Raw genomic sequence first — 19,541 nt, 5'->3', positions numbered from 1 at the left:
CATCGCCGCCGGGCAGTGTCCATGGAACACATCGCGCTTCCCCAGGCGCGGTGTGGCCACCCCCCCATTGTCTGGACGCTCGCCTGCGTAGCGGAAGGAATCGCGTGAAGCACGGAAAGAAGAACGCGCGCAGATACATCGTGGCCGCCTCGATCGGCGCCCTTCTGTCGGCCGGAGTCGCCACAGGGGCCTACGCCGGTACGACGGAGGAGCCCTCGGCGCCCGCGGCGGCGCCGGCGTACCAGCCAGAGATGGTCAAGGCGCTCGCCGTGACCCTGGGTGTCAGCGAGAAGGCCGCCGTCGAGCGGCTGGACCGTGAGGCCGAGCAGCAGGACCGGTTCGCGGAGCTGCGGAAGGACCGGGTCGACACGCTCGGGGCCTTCTTCGCCAAGGACGGTTCGCTGGTCGTCAACGCCGCCGACGCCGAGGCGGCGAAGGACGTCCGGGCCGCGGGCCTGAAGGCCCGGGTTCCCGAGCGTGGCGAGAGCGCGCTCGACCGCATCAAGGCCGAGCTCGACGCCAAGGCGCTCAAGAGCGCCCCGGCCGGGGTCTCCGCCTGGTCCGTCGACCTCGCGTCGGACACCGTGACCGTCGAGGTGAACGGCGCCACCGACGCCGCCACCCGCAGCTTCATCAAGGCCGCGCAGAGCAACGGCGACGCCGTGCGCGTGGTCAAGGGGCAGGAGAAGCTGGAGACCCAGGCCGTCGTTCCGCCCGGCAGCCGGATGACCTTCAACGGCTACCTCTGCTCCGTCGGTTACGGCGCCAAGGACCGTAACGGCAAGCAGGTGCTCGTGACCGCCGGGCACTGCATCGAGGACCTGCCCGCACTGGCCTACAACGGCACCCGGTTCGCCAAGGGCACCCACACCCGGTTCGCGCTCGGTACCCGCAGCGTCGACATGGGCATCGCCGCCGTCGACGCCGGGAACTCCATCGGCCTCGACATCACCACGTACGGCAAGGCCGGCACCGTCCCGGTCAAGGGCAGCAAGCGGGCCCCCTCCGGTGCGGCACTCTGCAAGTCCGGCCAGACCACCAACTGGACCTGCGGCAAGGTCGGTTCGTACAACGTCAGCGTCACCTACACCGACCAGAACGGCGGCCCCGACACCGTCGTGACCGGGCTGGCCAGCTCCAGCGTCTGCACCCAGGGAGGGGACAGCGGCGGCGCGTACGTCTCCGGTGACCAGGCCCAGGGCATGACGTCCGGCGGTCCCACCAACCAGCGCTGCAACGGGCAGGTCAACTCGCCCGGCTCCTCCTACTTCCAGCCGCTGGACGACGCCCTCGCGTACTACGGGCTGACGCTCAACACGAAGTAGTCCCACCGCAGAAACAGACCGGCAGAAAAGGCCACCCCCCAGACGCGGGAGACCGTCCACTCATCCTGGGCGGTCTCCCGTTCCACTTGGCCCCGTGCCACCGGTTCCCGTTCCGTACTCCCATGCCACTCCGTGCACACCCGGCTTGCACCGGGAGGTGAGCACATGGACGTCGTGCGCGTCGCTCAGCGGGATACGGCGGCGGCCGCGGGGCGGGTCGCCGACCTTGTCCCGGACGTAGCGGTGGCAGTCGGCGGGCAGGGCGCCGGGGTGGAAGAAGACCTGCTGGAGGTATTCGTGGAGGTTCGTCCGCGACCAGCGTTCGTAGTGCGTGGCCGGGGTCTCGGACGGGCTCACCTCGACCGCGTAACTCACCACCGTCGTATCCAGCTTGGCCAGTTCCCGGCCGAAGTGGATCTCCAGCACCAGGGACTTGAGCCCCTTCAGGTACGTGGCCTCCGCTAGGCGGCCGCAGGTGACCTTGATGTCGACGGGTTCGGCCGCCTCGTCGTCGAAGCTGAGCACGAAGATCGCCCGGTCGGCGCCGGCCCGCTTGGCGCGCAGCACGTTCGTGGTGGAGATGCCGCTCAGCGTGCCGGTCTCGCCGACCCTGACGATGTCGTGGACCATCAGCGAGCTGGTCTCCTGGTTGAAGTGGCGGAAGCGGGCGCCGAGCGCCTTCTCCACCACCGAGTCCTCGCCGAGGATCTGCAGTGCCGCCCCCTCCGCGTCGGGCGGGGTGGTCCGGCCGCGCGGGCGGCGTGGGCCGAGCAGCGAACGCAGGGCTCCGGCGGGCAGCTCCAGGATCTCCTCCAGTACGTCCACCGCCTGGAGGGAGCGGGCCCGTTCGGGCTGGCTGCGGCCGCGCTGCCAGCTGCTCAGGGTGGCCTGGCTGATGGTGATGCCGCGCACCCTGAGCCGTTCGCTCACCCGCTCCAGGGAGAGGCCGCGGCGGTTCAGCGCCTCCCGCAGGACCCCGGGGAAGGTGTCGGCGCCGGTCGCCGCCGCGTGCAGGGCCGAGGTGGTGATGGCCTCGCCCGTCCGCGCCGCGGTGGTGTGCGCCTCGGTGGCCCGCGGATGCGTGGCCTGCGATCCGGTGGAGCCCGGACCGGTGGCGTGCGCCTCGTCGGTGTCCGTGTCGCTCGACATGTCTCTCCCCGCTCCCGCACTCTCTCGGCGGGACTGCCTGCCGGCCCCCGCATACTGGTTGACCACCGGGCGGGGGGCGGATAACGAAATCCCCCCAGGGGTGACCTGGCCCACATTCCCGTGGTGAACCGAACGAAGGGCGTGAACGGCGTGGACAGCACCGCTCTGGTCATCGCGGCGAGGAACGGCGACCGGGCCGCCGGGGAGCGGCTGGCCGCCCAGTACCTCCCGCTGGTCTACAACGTCGTCGGGCGCGCCCTCAACGGCCATCCCGACGTGGACGACGTGGTGCAGGAGACCATGCTCCGGGCGCTCTCCGGCCTGCCCGCCCTGCGCGATCCGGCCCGCTTCCGCTCCTGGCTCGTCGCCATCGCCATGAACCAGGTCCGCAGCCGCTGGTCCAACCTCGGCCACCGCCCCGCCCCACTGGAGGAGACCAACGAGCCCGCCGATCCCGCCGCCGACTTCGTCGACCTGACGATCCTGCGCCTGGAACTCTCCGGGCAGCGGCGCGAGACGGCCGAGGCGACCCGCTGGCTGGACGACGCCGAGCGCGATGTGCTGTCCCTGTGGTGGCTGGAGACGGCCGGCGACCTGACCCGGTCCGAGCTGGCCGAGGCGCTGGGTCTCTCCCCGCAGCACGCCGCCGTACGCGTCCAGCGGGTGAAGAACCAGCTCGACGTCGGCCGCACGGTCGTCCGGGCCCTGGCCTCCGACCCCCGCTGCCCGGCCCTGGAGGACCTGCTGGGCGACTGGGACGGTACGCCGACGCCGCTGTGGCGCAAGCGGATCGCCCGCCATGTACGGGGCTGCGCCTCGTGCTCCGACGGCAGTGCGGGGCTGGTCCCGGCGGAGGGCCTGCTGTCCGGGCTCGCCCTCGTGGTGCCGCTCTACGACAGCGGGCAGCAGGTGGCGGTGGCCGTCGCCTCCTCGGCCGCCCCGGCCACCGCCGCCGCGCCCTCGGCCGCCGCGCACGCCGCCCCGGCCGCCTTCTCGGCCGGGAAGGCGGTGGGGCTCATAGCCGGGGCGGCCGCCGTGACCGCCCTCGCCGTACTGATCTGGCCCTCCGCCCCGGCCGAGCCCGAGTCCCGGGGCGGCCCCGTCACCTCCAGCCCCGCGCCCCCGCCGGTGACCGCCCCGGCCGAGCCGACCCCCAGCCCCTCCACGGCCTCGCCCACGCCGACGCCCACCCCCAGCCGGACCGCCGCCACCCGGCCGCCGACCGTCTCGGCGTCGCCCTCCGCCTCGCCCGCGCCCGCGCCGCGCCCCGGCCCGGACGCCCGCGTGGTCACCCGGGTCAACACCCTGCGCGCCGCGAACGGCTGCCCGGAGCTGGAGACCGACCCCCGGCTGACCGAGGTCGCCCAGCGGCACTCCGAGGACATGGCCGCGCGGAACTACTTCGACCACACCGACTCCTCGGGCCGGGGCGCGGGTGACCGGGTCGGCGCCACCGGCTACGCGTGGTCGGCCGTCGGGGAGACCATCGCGACCGGCATGAGCGATCCGGCGGCGGTCGTCGAGGAGTGGCGCAACAGCCCCGGCCGCGACGACGACATCTTCAACTGCGACTTCGTCCACGTGGGTGTGGGCATCGCCGACTCCCCGCGCGGCCCCTACTGGACCCAGGTGCTGGCCACTCCGAGGTGAGCGGCCGGGCCGATTGTCAGTGGCGGGTGCCAGACTCGGTCGGCATGGAGAACAGCGTGCAGCTCAGGGATGTCGTGCCCGAGGACCTGGAGGCGTTCCTCGCGTACGAGCACGATCCGGAGGCGGTCCGGCGGTCGCGGTTCGCCCCCCGGGAGCGGGACGCGTTCATGACGCACTGGAGGACGCGGGTGCTGGGGGATCCCGCCAACTTCGTGCAGACGGTCGTCGTGGACGGGGAGACGGCGGGGAGCATCGTGGCCTGGTGGGAGGAGGACCGGCGCTTCATCGGCTACTGGCTGGGCCGTGCGTACTGGGGCCGGGGCATCGGTACGCGGGCGCTGACCGCGTTCCTGGAGCGGGAGCCGGCCCGGCCGCTGTACGCGGACCCCGCGGCCGGGAACACCGGTTCGGTGCGCCTGCTGCAGAAGTGCGGGTTCAGGGCGACGGGTACGGTGCGGCACGGGGAGGACGAGCATGTGGTCCTGGTGCTCGGCGGGGGTGCGTGACCGGCCGCCCGGCTCGGAGCGTGTGACCGGCCGCCCGGTCCGGAGCGTGTAGCCGGTCGCCCTGTCCGGGTGGCCGGCCGGGCCCCTACGGCTGCCGCAGCGGCTTGGCCATGCAGATGCTGCTGTCGTACGTCCGGTAGTGGCCGAATTTCACGTCGCAGACGGTGTAACCGCACGAGGTGTACAGCGCGACGGCCTCGGGCTGCTGGTCGCCGGTCTCCAGGACCATCCTGGTCCGCCCCGCGGCCCGGGCGTCCTCCTCCAGGGCGGCGAGCATCCGGCGGGCCAGACCCCGGCCCCGGCCCTCGGGGATCACGAACATCCGCTTGATCTCGGCGTCGCCGTCCTCGTAGCCGTCGGCGTTGAGGTTCTGGGTCCGCCAGCCGCCCGTCGCCACCGGGCGCTCCTGCTCGTCGTAGGCGAGCAGATACAGACCGTGCGGCGGGACGAACATCGACGGGTCGAGCGGTGTGACATCGCCCTCGTCGCCGTAGCGCTCGGCGTATTCGAGCTGCACCTGGTCGTTGAGTTTGACGGCGTCGGGGTGGTCGAAGGGCCGAGGGTGAATAAACATGCTGAACATCGTATATCTGTGCGTGGGGGTGGAGTAGGTACTGTTCGGGGATGCTGACCGTTACCAGTGTGAATGTTAATGGGCTCCGGGCCGCCGCCAAGAAGGGCTTCGTCGAGTGGCTGGCCGGGACCGACGCCGATGTGGTCTGCCTCCAGGAAGTGCGCGCCGAGCTCGCCCAGCTGCCCGAAGGGTTGGGCGCCCCCGAAGGGTGGCACACCGTTCACGCGCCCGCCGCCGCCAAGGGCCGCGCGGGCGTCTCGCTCTACTCGCGGCAGGCCCCCGAGCGGGTCCAGATCGGCTTCGGCGGTCACGGGGTGCCCGGGGCGGAGGAGTTCGACACGAGCGGCCGGTATGCGGAGATCGACCTTCCCGGGGTCACGGTCGCGAGCCTGTACCTGCCCTCCGGCGAGGTCGGCACCGAGCGCCAGGACGAGAAGGAGCGCTTCATGGCGGCCTTCCTGCCCTACCTCCAGGGCCTGAAGGAGCGGGCGGCTGCGGACGGCCGCGAGGTCGTGGTGTGCGGTGACTGGAACATCGCCCACCAGGAGGCCGACCTGAAGAACTGGAAGGCCAACCGCAAGAGCTCCGGCTTCCTCCCCGACGAGCGGGCCTGGCTGACCCGGGTCCTGGAGGAGGCCGCGTACGTGGACGTCGTCCGGTCGCTGCACCCGGACGTCGAGGGGCCGTACAGCTGGTGGTCCTACCGCGGGCGGGCCTTCGACAACGACAGCGGCTGGCGCATCGACTACCAGATGGCCACCCCGGGGCTGGCCGGGCGCGCGGTGAAGGCCTGGGTCGAGCGGGCGGCCACGCACGGCGAGCGCTGGAGCGACCACGCGCCGGTGACCGTCGTCTACGAGCGGTAGCCCCGTCACGATGGTCTGCAGGCGCTGGTCCCGTCAGGGGCGTCCCGGAGCGGTGGCCCCCGCTTCTCCGGGGGTGCTTACGCCTTCGGAGGCTGTGTACCGTCCTCGCGGCGCAGCCTCCGGTCCAGGGCCATCGACAGCTCCGCGTCCACCACCGCGCGGGCCAGGGGCCGGAGTTGGGCGGGTTCGGTCTCCTGCGCATGGGCATGCAGTACGCGTACGAAGATTTCCGCGAGCGCCTCCGCGTGCTCGCGGACGCGGCGGCCCGAGGAGAGCACCGTGGACAGCGGCACCCCTTCCCGTACGAGCTCGGCCGACACCTCCAGGAGGCGGCGGCTGATGTGCACGATCTCGTCCCCGTCGGTGGCGAGATAGCCCAGGTCCAGTGCGGCGGCGAGGTTCTCCGGTGTGACCTCGCCCTCGAAGTAGTCCGCGAGCTGCTCCGGGGTGAGCCGGACCGGGGTCTCCTCGGTCGGTTCGCCGAGGCCCAGCACCTCGGCGACATCGCGGCCGCTCTCGAAGGTGGCCGCCAGATCGGCGATGCCGTTGAGTGTGTGGCCGCGCTCCAGCAGGCCCGCGATGGTCCGCAGCCGGGCCAGGTGGTGGTCGTCGTACCAGGCGATCCGGCCCTCGCGGCGCGGTGGCGGGATCAGACCGCGCTCCCGGTAGAAGCGCAGGGTCCGCACGGTGATGCCGGCCTCCTTGGCCAGCTCCTCCATGCGGTATTCGCGGTGCTCGCGTCCTTCAGCCACAGGGGCACCCTATGTTGTACCGCCGGTAACTTTCCTTGGTCCGCCCCCTACCCATCAGTACGGTCCTGCTCTACTCTCCGAACCATGCCAGTGATTGCTGGCAAAGTCGCGTACCGCGGGAGGCGGCAGCATGGCCCAGCAGGAGCACGTACGTGTGGCGGTGATCGGAACCGGATTCGGGGGCCTGGGGGCCGCCGTCCGGCTGCGCCGCGAAGGCATCACCGATTTCGTCGTCCTGGAGCGGGCCGGCTCGGTGGGCGGCACCTGGCGGGACAACAGCTATCCCGGCTGCGCCTGCGACGTACCGTCCCACCTCTACTCCTTCTCCTTCGCGCCCAACCCGGACTGGCCGCGCACCTTCTCCGGCCAGGAGCACATCCGGGCCTACCTGGAGCGCGTCGCCGACACCTTCGGGCTCCGCCCGCACATCCGGCTGAACCACGAGGTGAAGCTGATGAGCTGGGACAAGGAGAACCTGTACTGGGTGATCGAGTCCGCCAACGGCACCACGCTCCACGCGGACGTCGTCATCTCCGCCACCGGTCCGCTCTCCGACCCCAAGATGCCCGACATACCCGGGCTCGACTCCTTCCCCGGCAAGGTCTTCCACTCCGCGCGCTGGGACCACGACTACGACCTGGCCGGCAAGCGCGTCGCGATGGTCGGCACCGGCGCCTCCGCGATCCAGATCGTCCCCGCGATACAGCCGAAGACCGCGAAGCTCACGCTCTTCCAGCGCACCCCGCCATGGGTCATGCCGCGCATGGACCGCACCATCAGCAAGGCCGAGCGCGCCCTCCACCGGGCGGTTCCCGTCACCGGCACCGCGCGCCGCGGACTGCTGTGGGGCATACGGGAGTTGCAGGTCAGCGCCTTCACCAAGCACCCCGACCAGCTGGGCCTGGTGGAGACGATAGCCAAGTCCAACATGGCGCGGGCCATCAAGGACCCGGCCCTGCGGGCCAAGCTGACCCCCGACTACCGCATCGGCTGCAAGCGGATCCTGCTCTCCAGCACCTACTACCCGGCGCTCGCCCAGCCCAACGTGGACGTGGTCGCCTCCGGGCTCAGCGAGATACGCGGCTCCACGGTCGTCGCCGCCGACGGCACCGAGGCCGAGGTCGACGCGATCATCTTCGGCACCGGCTTCCATGTGACGGACATGCCGATCGCCGAGCGGGTCGTCGGAGCGGAGGGCATCTCCCTCGCCGAGACCTGGAAGGACGGGATGAACTCGCTGCGCGGCGCGACCGCCTCCGGGTTCCCCAACTGGATGACGATCATCGGCCCCAACACGGGCCTGGGGAACTCCTCGATGATCCTGATGATCGAGTCCCAGCTGAACTACATGGCCGACTACCTCCGCCAGTTGAACGTGCTGGGCGGACGCGCCGCGCTCGACGCCCGGTCGGCCTCCGTCACCGCGTGGAACGACAAGGTCCAGCAGCGGATGAAGCGCACGGTGTGGAACACCGGCGGCTGCACCAGCTGGTACCTGGACGAGGCGGGCCGCAACACCACCGTCTGGCCGGGCACGACGGGTGAGTTCCGGCGGCAGACCCGGTCGGTGGACCTCGCGGAGTACGACGTCGTCCGGGCCGGTGGGGCGGGGGGAGCGCAGCGGGCCGTCGGCACCGGTCGCGTACCCGAGCAGCCCGGCCGCACCGACCGCGAGACCGTGACCGCCGCCGCTGAGGCCGGGCCCGTCGCCGAGGAGGCCACGCGATGAGCCGGCTCCTGCACCGCGACACCGTCCCGCCCGTGCCCGCCGCCGAGCTGACCGTACGGTCCGCCGACGGTGCGCGGATCCACGTCGAACTGCACGGCCCCGAGGACGCGCCCGCCGTCGTCCTCGCCCACGGCTGGACCTGCAACACCCGCTTCTGGGACGCCCAGATCCGCGATCTGGCCGCCGGCCACCGCGTCATCGCCTACGACCAGCGCGGCCACGGGCTCACCCCCGAGCCCGGACCCGGCGGCTACAGCACGAACGCCCTGGCCGACGACCTCGAAGCGGTCCTCGGCGCGACCCTCGCCCCGGGGCAGAAGGCGGTGCTCGCCGGGCACTCCATGGGCGGGATGACCGTGATGGCGGCGGCCTCCCGCCCCGGACTGCGCGAACACGCCGCCGCCGTGCTGCTCTGTTCCACCGGAGTTACGCGGCTGGCCGCCGAGGCCCTGGTCCTGCCGCTCCGCGCGGGGGCGTTGCGGACCCGGCTCACCACCGCCGTACTGGGCGCGAAGGCCCCCCTCGGACCCGTGACCCCGGTCTCCAGGAAGATCCTCAAGTACGCCACGATGGGGCGGGGTTCGGCCCCCGACCGGGTCGACGCCTGCGCCCGGATCGTGCACGCCTGCCCGCGCCGCGCCCGGGTGGAGTGGGGCCATGTGCTCGCCGAGCTCGATCTCGCCGCGGGCGTACGGGCGTTGCGGGTGCCGACCGCGGTGATCGCCGGCACGGACGACCGGCTGACCCCGCCGGTCCACGCGCGGGCCATCGCGGACGCCCTGCCGGTCGGCCTGGGGCTGACCGAACTGACGGGCATGGGACACATGACGCCGGTCGAGGCCCCGGAGGCCGTTTCGGCGAAAATCAGGGAGCTGGTCACCCGGTACGTCACCACGGGCGCGGCCGCCACGGCGGAGAAGGAGGATGTCGCATGAGCGGCAAGCGGAATTTGGAGGGCCAGGTCGTCGTCGTCACCGGCGCGGCCCGGGGCGTGGGCGAACTGCTCGCGCGCAAGCTGTCCGCACGCGGGGCGACCCTCGCGCTCGTCGGCTTGGAGCCGGACGAGCTGAAGCAGGTCTCCGACCGGCTGCACGGCGAGAGCGACCACTGGTTCGCCGACGTCACCGACCACGAGGCGATGGCCCAGGTGGCGCGCGAGGTCAAGGAACGATTCGGCAAGGTCGACGTGGTCGTCGCCAACGCCGGCGTCGCCGCGGGCGGCCCGTTCGCCGACTCCGACCCGGCCGCCTGGCGGCGGGTCATCGAGGTCAACCTCATCGGCGGCGCGGTCACCGGGCGGGCCTTCCTGCCGGTGCTCATGGAGAGCCGCGGCTACTTCCTGCAGATAGCGTCGCTGGCCGCGATTACCCCCGCCCCGATGATGACCGCGTACTGCGCGTCCAAGTCGGGTGTCGAGGCCTTCGCGCACAGCCTGCGCGCCGAGGTCGGCTACAAGGGCGTCAAGGTCGGCGTCGGCTACCTCTCCTGGACCGACACCGACATGGTGCGCGGCGCCGACCAGGACGACGTGATGCGCGAGCTGCGGCAGCGGCTGCCGTGGCCGATGAACCGCACCTACCCGCTCGGCCCGGCCGTCGACCGGATCGTGGACGGCATCGCGCGGCGCTCCCCGCACGTCTACGCCCAGTGGTGGCTGCGCGGGATGCAGTCGGTCCGGGGCTACCTGCCCTCGGTCATCGCGCTCGGCGGACAGCGCGAGATGCGGCGCTTCGAACCGCGCCTCCACACCGTGTCGAAGGGCCTGGTGGGGGCCGGGGGAGCGGCGGACCAGGACGCGCGGGCGGAGCGTGCGGACCGGGTGTAGCGGGGTGGACGGGCCCCACCTCACGGTGGGTAACGGTCCGAAATGCGCGGGATGTCGGGGCGTGTAACGCTGAGCACGGCCCCGCTGGGGGTCACCCCCACATCCGTCCCACGCATTCCACAGGAGTGAACAGCATGGGTATCGCAGACCAGTTCAAGGACAAGGCGCAGGAGCTCGCCGACCAGGCCAAGCAGAAGGCCGGCCAGGGCAAGGACCAGGCCAAGGAGCGCGGCCAGCAGGCCCGCGACCAGCGGTCGGACTCCTCCTCGGGCATGCAGGACCGTGCCCAGGACGCTGCGGACCAGGCGCGCGAGCGTTTTGACCGTTGACGGTCGTTGAGGTGTGACGCGTGCGTGCTGCGGTCAGCGCGTGCGTACGCGTCGCGTCAGGAGGCGCACCCGGGTGACCGGGTGCGCCTCCTTCTTTGCGCGGGGGCCTGCCCTCCCCGGGGCGCGGGTCAAAGGATGTCCTCAAGCGCCGGACGGGCTGAAAAGGTGCCCTCAATCGCCGGGCGGGCTGGGGGTGCCGGGTGGGCTGGGAAAGGTGCCCTCAATCGCCGGGCGGGCTGGGGGCGTCGGACGGGCTGAAAGGTGCCCTCAAACGCCGGGCGGGCTGGGGGTGCCGGGCGGGCTGAAAAGGATGCCCTCCAACCCTGGGGGTGCCGGACCGGTTCTGGAAGGATGCCCTCCAACCCTGGGGTGTCGGGTGGGCTGAGACAGCCCAGCCCGTCCGGCGATTGAGGACATCTTTGGCCCGGGTCAGGGCACCAGGCCCTCGCAGGGGCGGGTGTCCGCCGTGGTGCGCGGGGCGAGCGGGACTCCGTTCGCGCGCAGGACGTCGCGGACGTCCAGGATCAGGCTGAAGACCTCGTGGTTGCGGTCCTCGCCCTGCTCTTCCCACGCCCGTTGCTCGGCCTCGACGGCCATGCGGTCCTCCGCGAAGACCCGTTCGGTGAAGTGCCGGATGAAGGGCCAGGCCACGTTCAACGCGGCGGGGATCCTCGGCTTCTCGATCATGAGCAGACCGTACGCGTGGCAGACGCGCTGCTCCGCGTCCTCGGGGACGTACACCGCCCAGAGGCGCAGCGCCGGGTGGTCGGCCTTCTCCGGGACCAGGTCCAGCGTCTGGTAGGGGTACTCGGTGCGGATCGTCATGACGTCGCTGGAGGGCTGGCCCCCCAGGCCCTCGGCCGCGAGCAGGCTCGCGCTGCGGTTGCGCTTGCCGCCGGTATGGGTGAACAGATAGCGGGCCTCCACCGACGCCGGGCCGCTCTCGTACCCCAGCAGCTTCGGCTGGAGCTTGCCGACCACGCCCCGGTGCAGGAACTGGTGGTTCATGTCGAGCAGGTTCTCGTGCAGGAACGAGTAGTGGCAGCGCACCGTCCGGGAGAACGTCATCGTGCGGTAGCGCGGTGAGGCGAAGGCCGGCACGTCCGGCAGCGGGGTGACCGCCGCCTTCTCCGGGTCGCCCGGGAAGACGAACACCAGGCCGTACGCCTCGCGCACCGGATAGGCACGCACCCCGCGCGGCGGCCGGGCGTCGCCCTTGGCGAGGTAGGGGATCTGCGAGATGCGGCCGTCGCCGCGGTAGGCCCAGGCGTGGTAGCAGCAGCGGAGCGTCTCACCGTCCACGACGCCCATGCTCAGCGGCACCTGCCGGTGGGCGCACCGGTCCTCCAGCGCGTGGACGGCACCGCTCCGGGCGCGGTAGAGCGCGATGCGCTCCCCGGCGAACACGGCCGCGGCCACCCCTTCCTTCCGTACGCTCCGGGAGAGGGCGACCGGGTACCAGAAGTCCGGGTGGGCCCCGATCCGCCGCAGGTCGGGCGGGGCGGGGGCCGCGCCGGGGTCCTCCCCGGGCCGGCCGCGGGCGATCTGGTCCGAGCGGTTCTCGGTCATGCTTCTCCCTCGTACGTGGGCAGCCCCTTCCATCGTGTCCGCCGCCCACGCACGAGCGCCCGCCGGAACGCCCGGACGGGTGCTCACCTCCCACGCACGGGGGACCCCGGGCCGGTGTGACCGGGCGTCACCTCGGGGGGAGTGGTGGCCTGCGCAGGTCGGGGGCCGTGTCGTACGACGGGGGCGTCGCCGCCGGGTGGGCCGCCAGCAGGTCCAGCGCCAGGCGGACCGCGTCGTCCAGGACCGCGTACCGGCCCTCCGCCCAGTCCAGCGGGGTGCGCAGGGCCTCCACGTCCGGCTCCACGCCATGGTTCTCCACCGACCAGCCGTACGTGTCGAACCAGGCGGCGTTCATCGGGACCGTGATCGACGTGCCGTCGCCGAGCCGGTGGCGGCCGGTCATGCCGACCACCCCGCCCCACGTGCGCTGGCCCACCACGGGCCCCATCTTCAGCAGCCGGAACGCGGCGGTGATCATGTCGCCGTCCGAGGAGGTCGCCTCGTCCGCCAGCGCCACCACCGGGCCGCGCGGCGCGTTGGAGGCGTAGCTGACCGCCTGCGCGTTACGGGTCAGGTCCCAGCCGAGGATCGTGCGGGTGAGCTTCTCCACGACCAGCTCGCTGATGTGGCCGCCCGCGTTGCCCCGTACGTCCACGATGAGCGCGGGCCGGGCCACCTCCAGGCGCAGGTCCCGGTTGAACTGGGCCCAGCCCGATCCGCCCAGGTCCGGGATGTGCAGATAGCCGCACTTGCCGCCGCTCAACTCCCGTACGACGTCACGCCGTTTGGCCACCCAGTCCTGGTAGCGCAACGGGCGCTCGTCCACCAGCGGCATGATCGCCACCCGGCGGGACGGGCCGCCGCCCGCCGGGGAGAACGTCAGCTCCACCGTGGTGCCGCCCGCCGCCGTCAACAGCGGGTACGGGCCCGCCACCGGGTCCACCGGCCGGCCGTCGACATGGGTGAGGACCGCGCCCTCCCTGATCCCCGTGCCCGCGAGCGGTGAACGCGCCTTGGAGTCCGAGGAGTCGCCGGGCAGGATGCGCTGGATCGTCCACGCGCCGTCCCGGCAGACCAGGTTGGCCCCCAGCAGGCCGATCGCCCGCTGGTAGTGGGGCGGGCCCTCGTTGCGGCGGGCGGGGGAGACGTACGCGTGCGAGGTGCCCAGCTCGCCCAGCACCTCGCGCAGCAGATCCGCGAACTCGTCGGGGGACGCGACCCGTTCGACCAGCGGGCGGTACTGGTCCAGCACCCCGTCCCAGTCGATGCCGCACATGTCCGGTTCCCAGAAGTAGTCGCGGATGATCCGGCCCGCTTCCCCGTACGCCTGCCGCCACTCCGCCCCCGGGTCGACCTCGTGCAGGATGCGGCGCAGGTCCAGGTAGACCGTGGTGTCGCCGTCGCCGGGCTCGGTGGCGGGGAGGGCGCGCAGTTCGCCGTCGTCCATCACGACGAGGCGCGAGCAGTCGCCGCTGACCGCGAACCAGTCGAGGTGGTCGACCAGTTCGGTCCTGCGGGCCTTCGCGATGTTGAAGTGCTCCAGGGTGGGCCGCCCCGACATGTCGGCCGGGTTGGCGAACGTCTCGCCCAGCGCGCCCGAGATCGGCCAGCGCAGCCAGACCAGACCGCCGCCGCTCACGGGGGCGAGCGCCGAGTACTTGGAGGCGGAGACCGGGAACGGCGTCACCCGGCTCTCCAGCCCCTCGAACTCCACCATCACCGTCGACCCCTCCGACATACCCCCGTCCGGCACGTCCACCGGGTCCAGGCCGCCCGCCGCCGGGCGTCCGTCGGGCGAGAGCGCGAAGGGGGACGGGGTCGCCGAGGAGAGCGGGACCAGATAGGGGCGGCAGCCGAGCGGGAAGGACAGGTCGCCGGTGTGGACGTCGTACACCGGGTCGAAGCCGCGCCAGGACAGGAACGCCAGATAGCGGCCGTCCTCCGTGAAGACCGGGTTCTCGTCCTCGAAGCGGCCATTGGTGACGTCCACGATCGCCGGGGCACCGGGGCCGGAGATCCGGGCCAGCTTGATCTGCCGCAGCGAGCGGCCGACGCCCGGGTGCGACCAGGTCAGCCAGTCGCCGTCGGGGGAGAAGGCCAGATCGCGGACCGGGCCGTTGACCGAGCGGATCAGCTCGCTGAGCCCGGGGTGCTCGTCGGCCGGAACGGCGCTGTCCGGGGTCGCCGCGCCGGTGGCCGCGTGCAGGTCGGCGCGGGTCGAGCCGCTGGGAGCCTTCTCCACGGGCTCCGTCTCTTCCTCGCCCGTGTCCAGGAGCAGCAGACGGCCGTCGTTCGAGGCGATGGCCAGCCGCTTACCGTCCGGGTCGGAGATCATCTCCTGGACCCGGCCCAGCAGCCCGGAGGCCAGCCTGCGCGGCGGGCGGTCGCCGCTGGCGCGCGGCAGATAGGCGATCTCGACCGCGTCCGGGCCGTCCGCATCGGTGACGTACGCGACCTGCCCGCCGCTGCCGAGCATCTCCGGCAGCCGCACCCGCACGCCCGGGGTGTCGGCGATGGTGCGGGCGGGGCCGTCGCGGTGGGTGAGCCAGTAGAGGCTGCCGCGTACGGTGACGGCGCTGGCCCGGCCCGTCTCGTCGACGGAGAGCGAGTCGACGTTGCTGGCGGCGGGCACCTGGTGGACGCGGCGGCCGGTGCGCGGGCCCCCGAGGCGCACCTCCAGCTTGCGCGGGGTGGCGTCGGGCGACTCCAGGTCCTCGACCAGCCACAGCTCGCCCGCGCACTGGTAGATCACCCGGTGCCCGTCGCTGGAGGCGTTGCGGGCGTAGAAGGCGTCGTGGTCGGTGTGGCGGCGCAGGTCGGTGCCGTCCGTCCGGCAGGAGTAGAGGTTGCCGACGCCCTGGTGGTCGGAGAGGAACGCGATACGGCGGCCGACGAACATCGGGTTGGCGAGGTGCCCGTCGATGTCCGGGAGCAGCCGCTCGCCGTGCAGCCACAGGCGGCCCATGGCCCCGCCCCGGTAGCGCTTCCAGGCGGCCGGCTCGTGCGGGGGCGTGCCGGTGAGCAGCAGGGTGCGGCGCTCGCCGTCGATGTCGGCGACCGCGATGTCGGAGACCGGGCCCCAGGGGAGCCTGCCGCCGGGGCTGCCGTCGGTGGGGACGCTGTAGGCCCAGGAGAAGTACGAGAACGGCTGGTTGTGCGAGGAGACGGCGAGGATCTGGCAGGCCTCGCCCGGATCGGGGCTCCAGCCGCAGACCCGGGCGTCCGTCGAGCCCCAGTAGGTGAGCCGTCGCGCCGGGCCGCCGTCCACCGGGGCGAGGTGGATCTCGGGGTCCAGGGTCCGCCAGGTCGTGTACGCGATGGAGGTGCCGTCGGGCGAGAAGCGGGGATGGCTGACCTGGGTCCGGTCGACGGTCACCCGCCAGGCGCGTCCGGGCCGGTGCCCCGCGGCGGCGAGGGGCGCGACCCAGAGGTCGTCCTCGGCCGCGAAGCACAGCAAGTCCTGGTGGAGGTGCGGGAAACGGAGATACGCGACGTCGTCACTCACCCCCCAATGTTTTCGGTGCGTGGGGCCCGGGGCAACTTGTGGTGCAGGACACAAGCGAAACGATTTCGTTTCGCTGGCGGACGGGGGTACGGTTCAGGTGTACGAAACGGTTTCGTTCGATGCTGAGTGAAGCCGTCGGCAGGTGAAACGAGCGCGAAGGAGGTCGGCGTATGGCACGCACCAGGCTGACCCCCGAGCGTGAGGGCGAGCTCTACGAGGCCGTCCTCGACCTGCTCCGCGAGGTCGGTTACGACGCCCTGACCATGGACGCCGTCGCCGCCCGTACCCGTTCGAGCAAGGCCACCCTCTACCGCCAGTGGGGCTCCAAGCCCGAGCTGGTCGCGATGGCTCTGCGGCACAACAAGCCGGGGAACCTCGCGGACATCGACACCGGTTCGCTGCGCGGGGACTTCCATACCGCGCTGAGCCGGACCGACGACTGCCAGATGGAGAAGGACGCCGCGCTGATGCGGGGTCTGAGCCATGCCGTCCACGAGTACCCCGAGCTGCTCCAGGCCCTGCGCGAGCTGCTGATCGAACCGGAGATGACCGGGTTCGACCAGATGCTGCAACGGGCGGTGGACCGGGGTGAGCTGCGCCCGGACAATCCGGCGCTGAAGTACATCCCGCACATGCTGGTCGGCGCGCTGGCCGCCCGGCAGCTGATCGAGGACCGTCCTGTCGACCAGGCGTTCCTCATCGATTACGTGGACTCCGTGGTTCTCCCCGCCCTCGGCGTCTGACGTCCCCGCTACACCTGTACGGCCCTCTCCCCGAAGCTCCACCTGACGCGCCGCTCTCGTCGTCGGGCTGGTTCCTCATGCCCGATCTCCACTCATACGACCTGACCGGGAGTACGCCCCCGTGGCCACTTTCCTCTACAAGCTCGGACGGCTCACCTTCCGCCGCCGCGGCTTCGTCGCCCTGATCTGGGTGGCGTTGCTGGCGGTCGCCGGAATCGGTGCGGCCACCGCGTCCACCGCCACCTCCAGTTCCTTCTCCATCCCCGGTACGGAGGCGCAGCGCGCCTTCGACCTCCTGGAAGAGCGCAACCCCGGCGGCAGTGCCGACGGCGCGACCGCCCGGGTCGTCTTCCAGGCGCCCGAGGGCGAGAAGGTGACCGACGCCGGGAACAAGCGCGAGATCACCGGGATCGTCAAGGAGCTGCAGTCCGGCTCGGACCAGATCGCGATGGTCGCCGACCCCTTCCAGCAGAAGGCGGTGAGCCAGAACGGCTCGACCGCGTACATCTCGGTCTCCTACAAGGTCAACTCCATGGAGCTGACCGACGCGACCCGGGACGCCCTGGAGGACGCGGGCAAGGATGCCCAGAAGAGCGGCATGAAGGTGGAGATCGGCGGTGACGCCCTCCAGGTCATGCCGCACACCGGGACCGCCGAGATCATCGGCGTCGTCATCGCGGCGATCGTCCTCGTCATCACCTTCGGTTCGCTGATCGCGGCGGGACTGCCGCTGGTGACCGCGCTCGTCGGGGTCGGCATCGGGGTTTCCACGATCACCGCGCTGGCCAGCGTGATGGACCTGGGCTCCACCACCTCGATCCTCGCCATGATGATCGGCCTCGCGGTCGGCATCGACTACGCCCTCTTCATCGTCTCCCGCTACCGCGCCGAACTGGCGGAGGGCCGGGAGCGCGAGGAAGCCGCCGGGCGGGCCGTGGGCACCGCCGGTTCCGCGGTCGTCTTCGCGGGCCTGACCGTGGTCATCGCCCTGGCCGGCCTCGCCGTCGTCAACATCCCGATGCTGACGAAGATGGGCCTCGCCGCCGCCGGTACGGTCGCCATCGCCGTCCTCATCGCGCTCACCCTCGTCCCGGCCGCCCTCGGCTTCGCGGGCAAGCGGATCATGGGGCGCAAGGCCCGTAAGGCCGCCGAGGCGGAGAAGAGCCCCGACGCCAAGCCGAACATGGGCACCCGCTGGGCGCGGTTCGTGCTGCGCAAGCCGGTCTGGGTGATGCTCGTCGGCGTCCTCGGCCTCGGCATCGTCGCCGTACCGGCAGCCTCGCTGGAGATGGGCCTGCCCGACGACGGCGCCCAGCCGAAGTCGACCACGCAGCGCCAGGCGTACGACATGCTCTCGGACGGCTTCGGCCCCGGGTTCAACGGTCCGCTGATGACCGTCGTCGACGTGAAGAACAGCTCCGACGGCAAGGCCGCCGCCAACCGGGTCGCCGAGGAGATCGAGGCGCTCGGCGTCAGCGCCGTCCTCCCGCCCGCCTTCAACAAGGCCGGCGACACCGCGACGATCACGGTCATCCCGAAGGACCGCCCGTCCTCCCACGCCACGGAGGAGGTCGTCCACGACATCCGTGACGCGGGCAAGGACATCAAGGCCGACACCGGGGCCGAGGTCCTGGTCACCGGCGCCACCGCGATGAACATCGACTTCTCGCAGAAGATGAACGACGCGCTGCTGCCCTACCTGGCGCTCGTCGTCGGCCTCGCGTTCCTGCTGCTGATGCTGGTCTTCCGCTCGATCCTCGTCCCGCTGAAGGCGGCCCTGGGCTTCCTGCTCTCGGTGGTCGCGGCCCTCGGCGCGGTCGTCGCGGTCTTCCAGTGGGGCTGGCTCGGCTCGCTCTTCGGCGTCGAGCAGACCGGTCCGATCATGAGCATGATGCCGATCTTCATGGTCGGTGTGGTCTTCGGTCTCGCGATGGACTACGAGGTCTTCCTCGTCACCCGGATGCGTGAGGCGTACGTCCACGGCGAGAGCCCGGGTCAGGCCATCGTGACCGGCTTCAAGCACGGCGCGCGGGTGGTCACGGCCGCAGCGGTGATCATGATGGCGGTCTTCTCCGGCTTCATCGGCTCCAGCGAGCAGATGATCAAGATGATCGGCTTCTCGCTCGCCATCGCCGTCCTCTTCGACGCCTTCGTGGTGCGCATGGCGATCGTGCCCGCCGTCCTGGCGCTGCTCGGCAAGAAGGCCTGGTGGCTGCCGCGCTGGCTGGACCGGGCGCTGCCCAACGTGGACGTGGAGGGCGAGAAGCTCCAGCAGCAGCTGGCCGACGAGCCCGGTTCCGCAGGGTCCGGTGACGGTGGCGGCGAGGGTGAGCGTGAGCTCGTCCGCGTCTGACCCGTCCGTCCTGACGGAGCCCTCCCAGCTCCGGGTCCGCGTCTGAGCGGAGCGTGGCCCCGGAAGCGCCGGTTACCTGTGGGGACGGGGACCGGGGCATGCGAAAGCCCCCGTGCGAGCGGCACGGGGGCTTTCCGCATCTCTGCGGACCTGCTGTTCAGCCGTGGGCCGGCTGCGCGCCACTCTCCTGCGGGGCGCCCTCTTCCTGCTGGGCGCTCTTGTCCGGGCGGGTGGTGCGGGGCATGTCCGTGCGGGAGGTGTCCGTACGGGTCGTGCGGGACGGCGGCTGCGGTGTGCGGTCCGCGTCCGGTGATGCCGCCGGTGTCTGCGTACGGGTCCGGGCGAGGAAGCGGATCAGCGTCCGGATCTCGAACTGGAACACCTCGACCCCGTCCGTCGAGTGCAGCTCCACGATCAGCTGCGTACGACCGCAGGGCCAGATACGGACGGCGCCGCGCTCGATCGGCGTGCGCAGGCCGCGTTCCAGGAGGTCGCGGCCGAACGCCCAGTCGGTGCCGTCGGGCAGTCCTATGTGGACGGTGCGCCGCTCGTCGGCCAGGTCGTAGCGCAGGTCGACGGGGACCGGGCGGGTGAGGGGGCCATCGGTGATGAGCCGGGCGCGTGCGTGTTCTTCGATCACAGGGGACATAGGCCGGCTCCTCCTAT

The 19,541-nt window shown here is 71.9% G+C and carries 16 protein-coding genes; 10 read left to right on the top strand and 6 right to left on the bottom strand.

The features are described from left to right. Window positions 1-104 precede the first annotated feature (104 nt). Window positions 105-1,325, top strand: coding sequence for a S1 family peptidase (locus WQO_RS13970; protein ID WP_010059647.1), 1,221 nt, complete (start codon window positions 105-107; stop codon window positions 1,323-1,325). A 60-nt stretch (window positions 1,326-1,385) separates the two neighbouring features. Here the strand turns inward: WQO_RS13970 and WQO_RS13965 are convergent, their stop codons facing one another. Further along, window positions 1,386-2,474, bottom strand: coding sequence for a helix-turn-helix domain-containing protein (locus WQO_RS13965; protein ID WP_010059649.1), 1,089 nt, complete (start codon window positions 2,472-2,474; stop codon window positions 1,386-1,388). A gap of 120 nt (window positions 2,475-2,594) precedes the next feature. Here WQO_RS13965 and WQO_RS13960 point away from each other — a divergent pair, with 120 nt between their 5' ends. Together WQO_RS13960 and WQO_RS13955 are read left to right on the top strand one after the other, a co-directional pair. Continuing rightward, window positions 2,595-4,124 carry a sigma-70 family RNA polymerase sigma factor gene (locus tag WQO_RS13960; protein WP_107115817.1) on the top strand — a complete coding sequence of 510 codons (1,530 nt, stop codon included), beginning with the start codon at window positions 2,595-2,597 and terminating at the stop codon, window positions 4,122-4,124. 44 nt (window positions 4,125-4,168) lie between these two features. Beyond that, a complete protein-coding gene (locus WQO_RS13955; protein WP_010059652.1) occupies window positions 4,169-4,630 on the top strand; it encodes a GNAT family N-acetyltransferase in 462 nt (153 codons plus the stop codon). 85 nt (window positions 4,631-4,715) lie between these two features. Here WQO_RS13955 and WQO_RS13950 read toward each other — a convergent pair whose 3' ends face one another. Next, window positions 4,716-5,204, bottom strand: coding sequence for a GNAT family N-acetyltransferase (locus tag WQO_RS13950; protein WP_029182200.1), 489 nt, complete (start codon window positions 5,202-5,204; stop codon window positions 4,716-4,718). Window positions 5,205-5,254: 50 nt separating this feature from the next. Here WQO_RS13950 and WQO_RS13945 point away from each other — a divergent pair, with 50 nt between their 5' ends. Beyond that, complete coding sequence (locus WQO_RS13945) at window positions 5,255-6,070, top strand: exodeoxyribonuclease III (RefSeq protein WP_010059656.1); 816 nt, start codon at window positions 5,255-5,257, stop codon at window positions 6,068-6,070. Window positions 6,071-6,147: 77 nt separating this feature from the next. Here the strand turns inward: WQO_RS13945 and WQO_RS13940 are convergent, their stop codons facing one another. Further along, window positions 6,148-6,789 carry a MerR family transcriptional regulator gene (locus tag WQO_RS13940; protein WP_010059657.1) on the bottom strand — a complete coding sequence of 214 codons (642 nt, stop codon included), beginning with the start codon at window positions 6,787-6,789 and terminating at the stop codon, window positions 6,148-6,150. Window positions 6,790-6,952: 163 nt separating this feature from the next. Between WQO_RS13940 and WQO_RS13935 the strand changes: the two genes are divergently transcribed. The 4 genes from WQO_RS13935 to WQO_RS13920 all read left to right on the top strand — a co-directional run bounded on the left by WQO_RS13935 (window position 6,953) and on the right by WQO_RS13920 (window position 10,705). Continuing rightward, window positions 6,953-8,551, top strand: a complete 1,599-nt coding sequence (locus tag WQO_RS13935; protein WP_010059658.1) for a flavin-containing monooxygenase — start codon at window positions 6,953-6,955, stop codon at window positions 8,549-8,551. Then, the gene (locus WQO_RS13930; protein WP_010059659.1) at window positions 8,548-9,486 is read left to right on the top strand and encodes an alpha/beta fold hydrolase; all 939 of its coding nucleotides are present in this window, start codon (window positions 8,548-8,550) and stop codon (window positions 9,484-9,486) included. The genes WQO_RS13935 and WQO_RS13930 overlap by 4 nt, the downstream gene beginning before the upstream one ends. Continuing rightward, window positions 9,483-10,376, top strand: coding sequence for an SDR family oxidoreductase (locus WQO_RS13925; RefSeq protein WP_010059660.1), 894 nt, complete (start codon window positions 9,483-9,485; stop codon window positions 10,374-10,376). The genes WQO_RS13930 and WQO_RS13925 overlap by 4 nt, the downstream gene beginning before the upstream one ends. 134 nt (window positions 10,377-10,510) lie before the next feature. Further along, on the top strand, window positions 10,511-10,705 hold the full coding sequence (locus WQO_RS13920; RefSeq protein WP_010059661.1) for a hypothetical protein: 195 nt from the start codon (window positions 10,511-10,513) through the stop codon (window positions 10,703-10,705). A gap of 429 nt (window positions 10,706-11,134) precedes the next feature. On the opposite strand, the gene WQO_RS13915 is transcribed toward WQO_RS13920, so the two are convergent. Beyond that, window positions 11,135-12,274 (bottom strand): aromatic ring-hydroxylating oxygenase subunit alpha, encoded by a 1,140-nt coding sequence (locus WQO_RS13915; RefSeq protein WP_010059662.1) that lies wholly within the window; start codon window positions 12,272-12,274, stop codon window positions 11,135-11,137. A 127-nt stretch (window positions 12,275-12,401) separates the two neighbouring features. After that, on the bottom strand, window positions 12,402-15,779 hold the full coding sequence (locus WQO_RS13910; protein ID WP_010059664.1) for a S41 family peptidase: 3,378 nt from the start codon (window positions 15,777-15,779) through the stop codon (window positions 12,402-12,404). Between the two features lie 170 nt (window positions 15,780-15,949). Here WQO_RS13910 and WQO_RS13905 point away from each other — a divergent pair, with 170 nt between their 5' ends. Both WQO_RS13905 and WQO_RS13900 read left to right on the top strand, forming a co-directional pair. Continuing rightward, on the top strand, window positions 15,950-16,522 hold the full coding sequence (locus WQO_RS13905; RefSeq protein WP_010059666.1) for a TetR/AcrR family transcriptional regulator: 573 nt from the start codon (window positions 15,950-15,952) through the stop codon (window positions 16,520-16,522). Window positions 16,523-16,643: 121 nt separating this feature from the next. Continuing rightward, window positions 16,644-18,875: an MMPL family transporter gene (locus WQO_RS13900; protein ID WP_058953984.1), complete on the top strand. Its 2,232-nt coding sequence runs from the start codon at window positions 16,644-16,646 to the stop codon at window positions 18,873-18,875. A gap of 157 nt (window positions 18,876-19,032) precedes the next feature. Here WQO_RS13900 and WQO_RS13895 read toward each other — a convergent pair whose 3' ends face one another. Then, window positions 19,033-19,524, bottom strand: a complete 492-nt coding sequence (locus WQO_RS13895; protein ID WP_010059670.1) for an SsgA family sporulation/cell division regulator — start codon at window positions 19,522-19,524, stop codon at window positions 19,033-19,035. Window positions 19,525-19,541 lie beyond the last annotated feature (17 nt).

It is taken from the genome of Streptomyces globisporus C-1027 (assembly GCF_000261345.2).
GTDB classification, from domain to species: domain Bacteria; phylum Actinomycetota; class Actinomycetes; order Streptomycetales; family Streptomycetaceae; genus Streptomyces; species Streptomyces pakalii.
This window is presented reverse-complemented; position numbering and strand designations above follow the sequence as displayed.

Coding starts and splice junctions, on each gene's coding strand:
- WQO_RS13965 (WP_010059649.1), bottom strand. CDS start 2,474: ATGTCGAGCGACACGGACACCGACGAGGCGCACGCCACCGGTCCGGGC.
- WQO_RS13955 (WP_010059652.1), top strand. CDS start 4,169: ATGGAGAACAGCGTGCAGCTCAGGGATGTCGTGCCCGAGGACCTGGAG.
- WQO_RS13950 (WP_029182200.1), bottom strand. CDS start 5,204: ATGTTTATTCACCCTCGGCCCTTCGACCACCCCGACGCCGTCAAACTC.
- WQO_RS13945 (WP_010059656.1), top strand. CDS start 5,255: ATGCTGACCGTTACCAGTGTGAATGTTAATGGGCTCCGGGCCGCCGCC.
- WQO_RS13940 (WP_010059657.1), bottom strand. CDS start 6,789: ATGGAGGAGCTGGCCAAGGAGGCCGGCATCACCGTGCGGACCCTGCGC.
- WQO_RS13935 (WP_010059658.1), top strand. CDS start 6,953: ATGGCCCAGCAGGAGCACGTACGTGTGGCGGTGATCGGAACCGGATTC.
- WQO_RS13930 (WP_010059659.1), top strand. CDS start 8,548: ATGAGCCGGCTCCTGCACCGCGACACCGTCCCGCCCGTGCCCGCCGCC.
- WQO_RS13925 (WP_010059660.1), top strand. CDS start 9,483: ATGAGCGGCAAGCGGAATTTGGAGGGCCAGGTCGTCGTCGTCACCGGC.
- WQO_RS13920 (WP_010059661.1), top strand. CDS start 10,511: ATGGGTATCGCAGACCAGTTCAAGGACAAGGCGCAGGAGCTCGCCGAC.
- WQO_RS13915 (WP_010059662.1), bottom strand. CDS start 12,274: ATGACCGAGAACCGCTCGGACCAGATCGCCCGCGGCCGGCCCGGGGAG.
- WQO_RS13905 (WP_010059666.1), top strand. CDS start 15,950: ATGGCACGCACCAGGCTGACCCCCGAGCGTGAGGGCGAGCTCTACGAG.
- WQO_RS13895 (WP_010059670.1), bottom strand. CDS start 19,524: ATGTCCCCTGTGATCGAAGAACACGCACGCGCCCGGCTCATCACCGAT.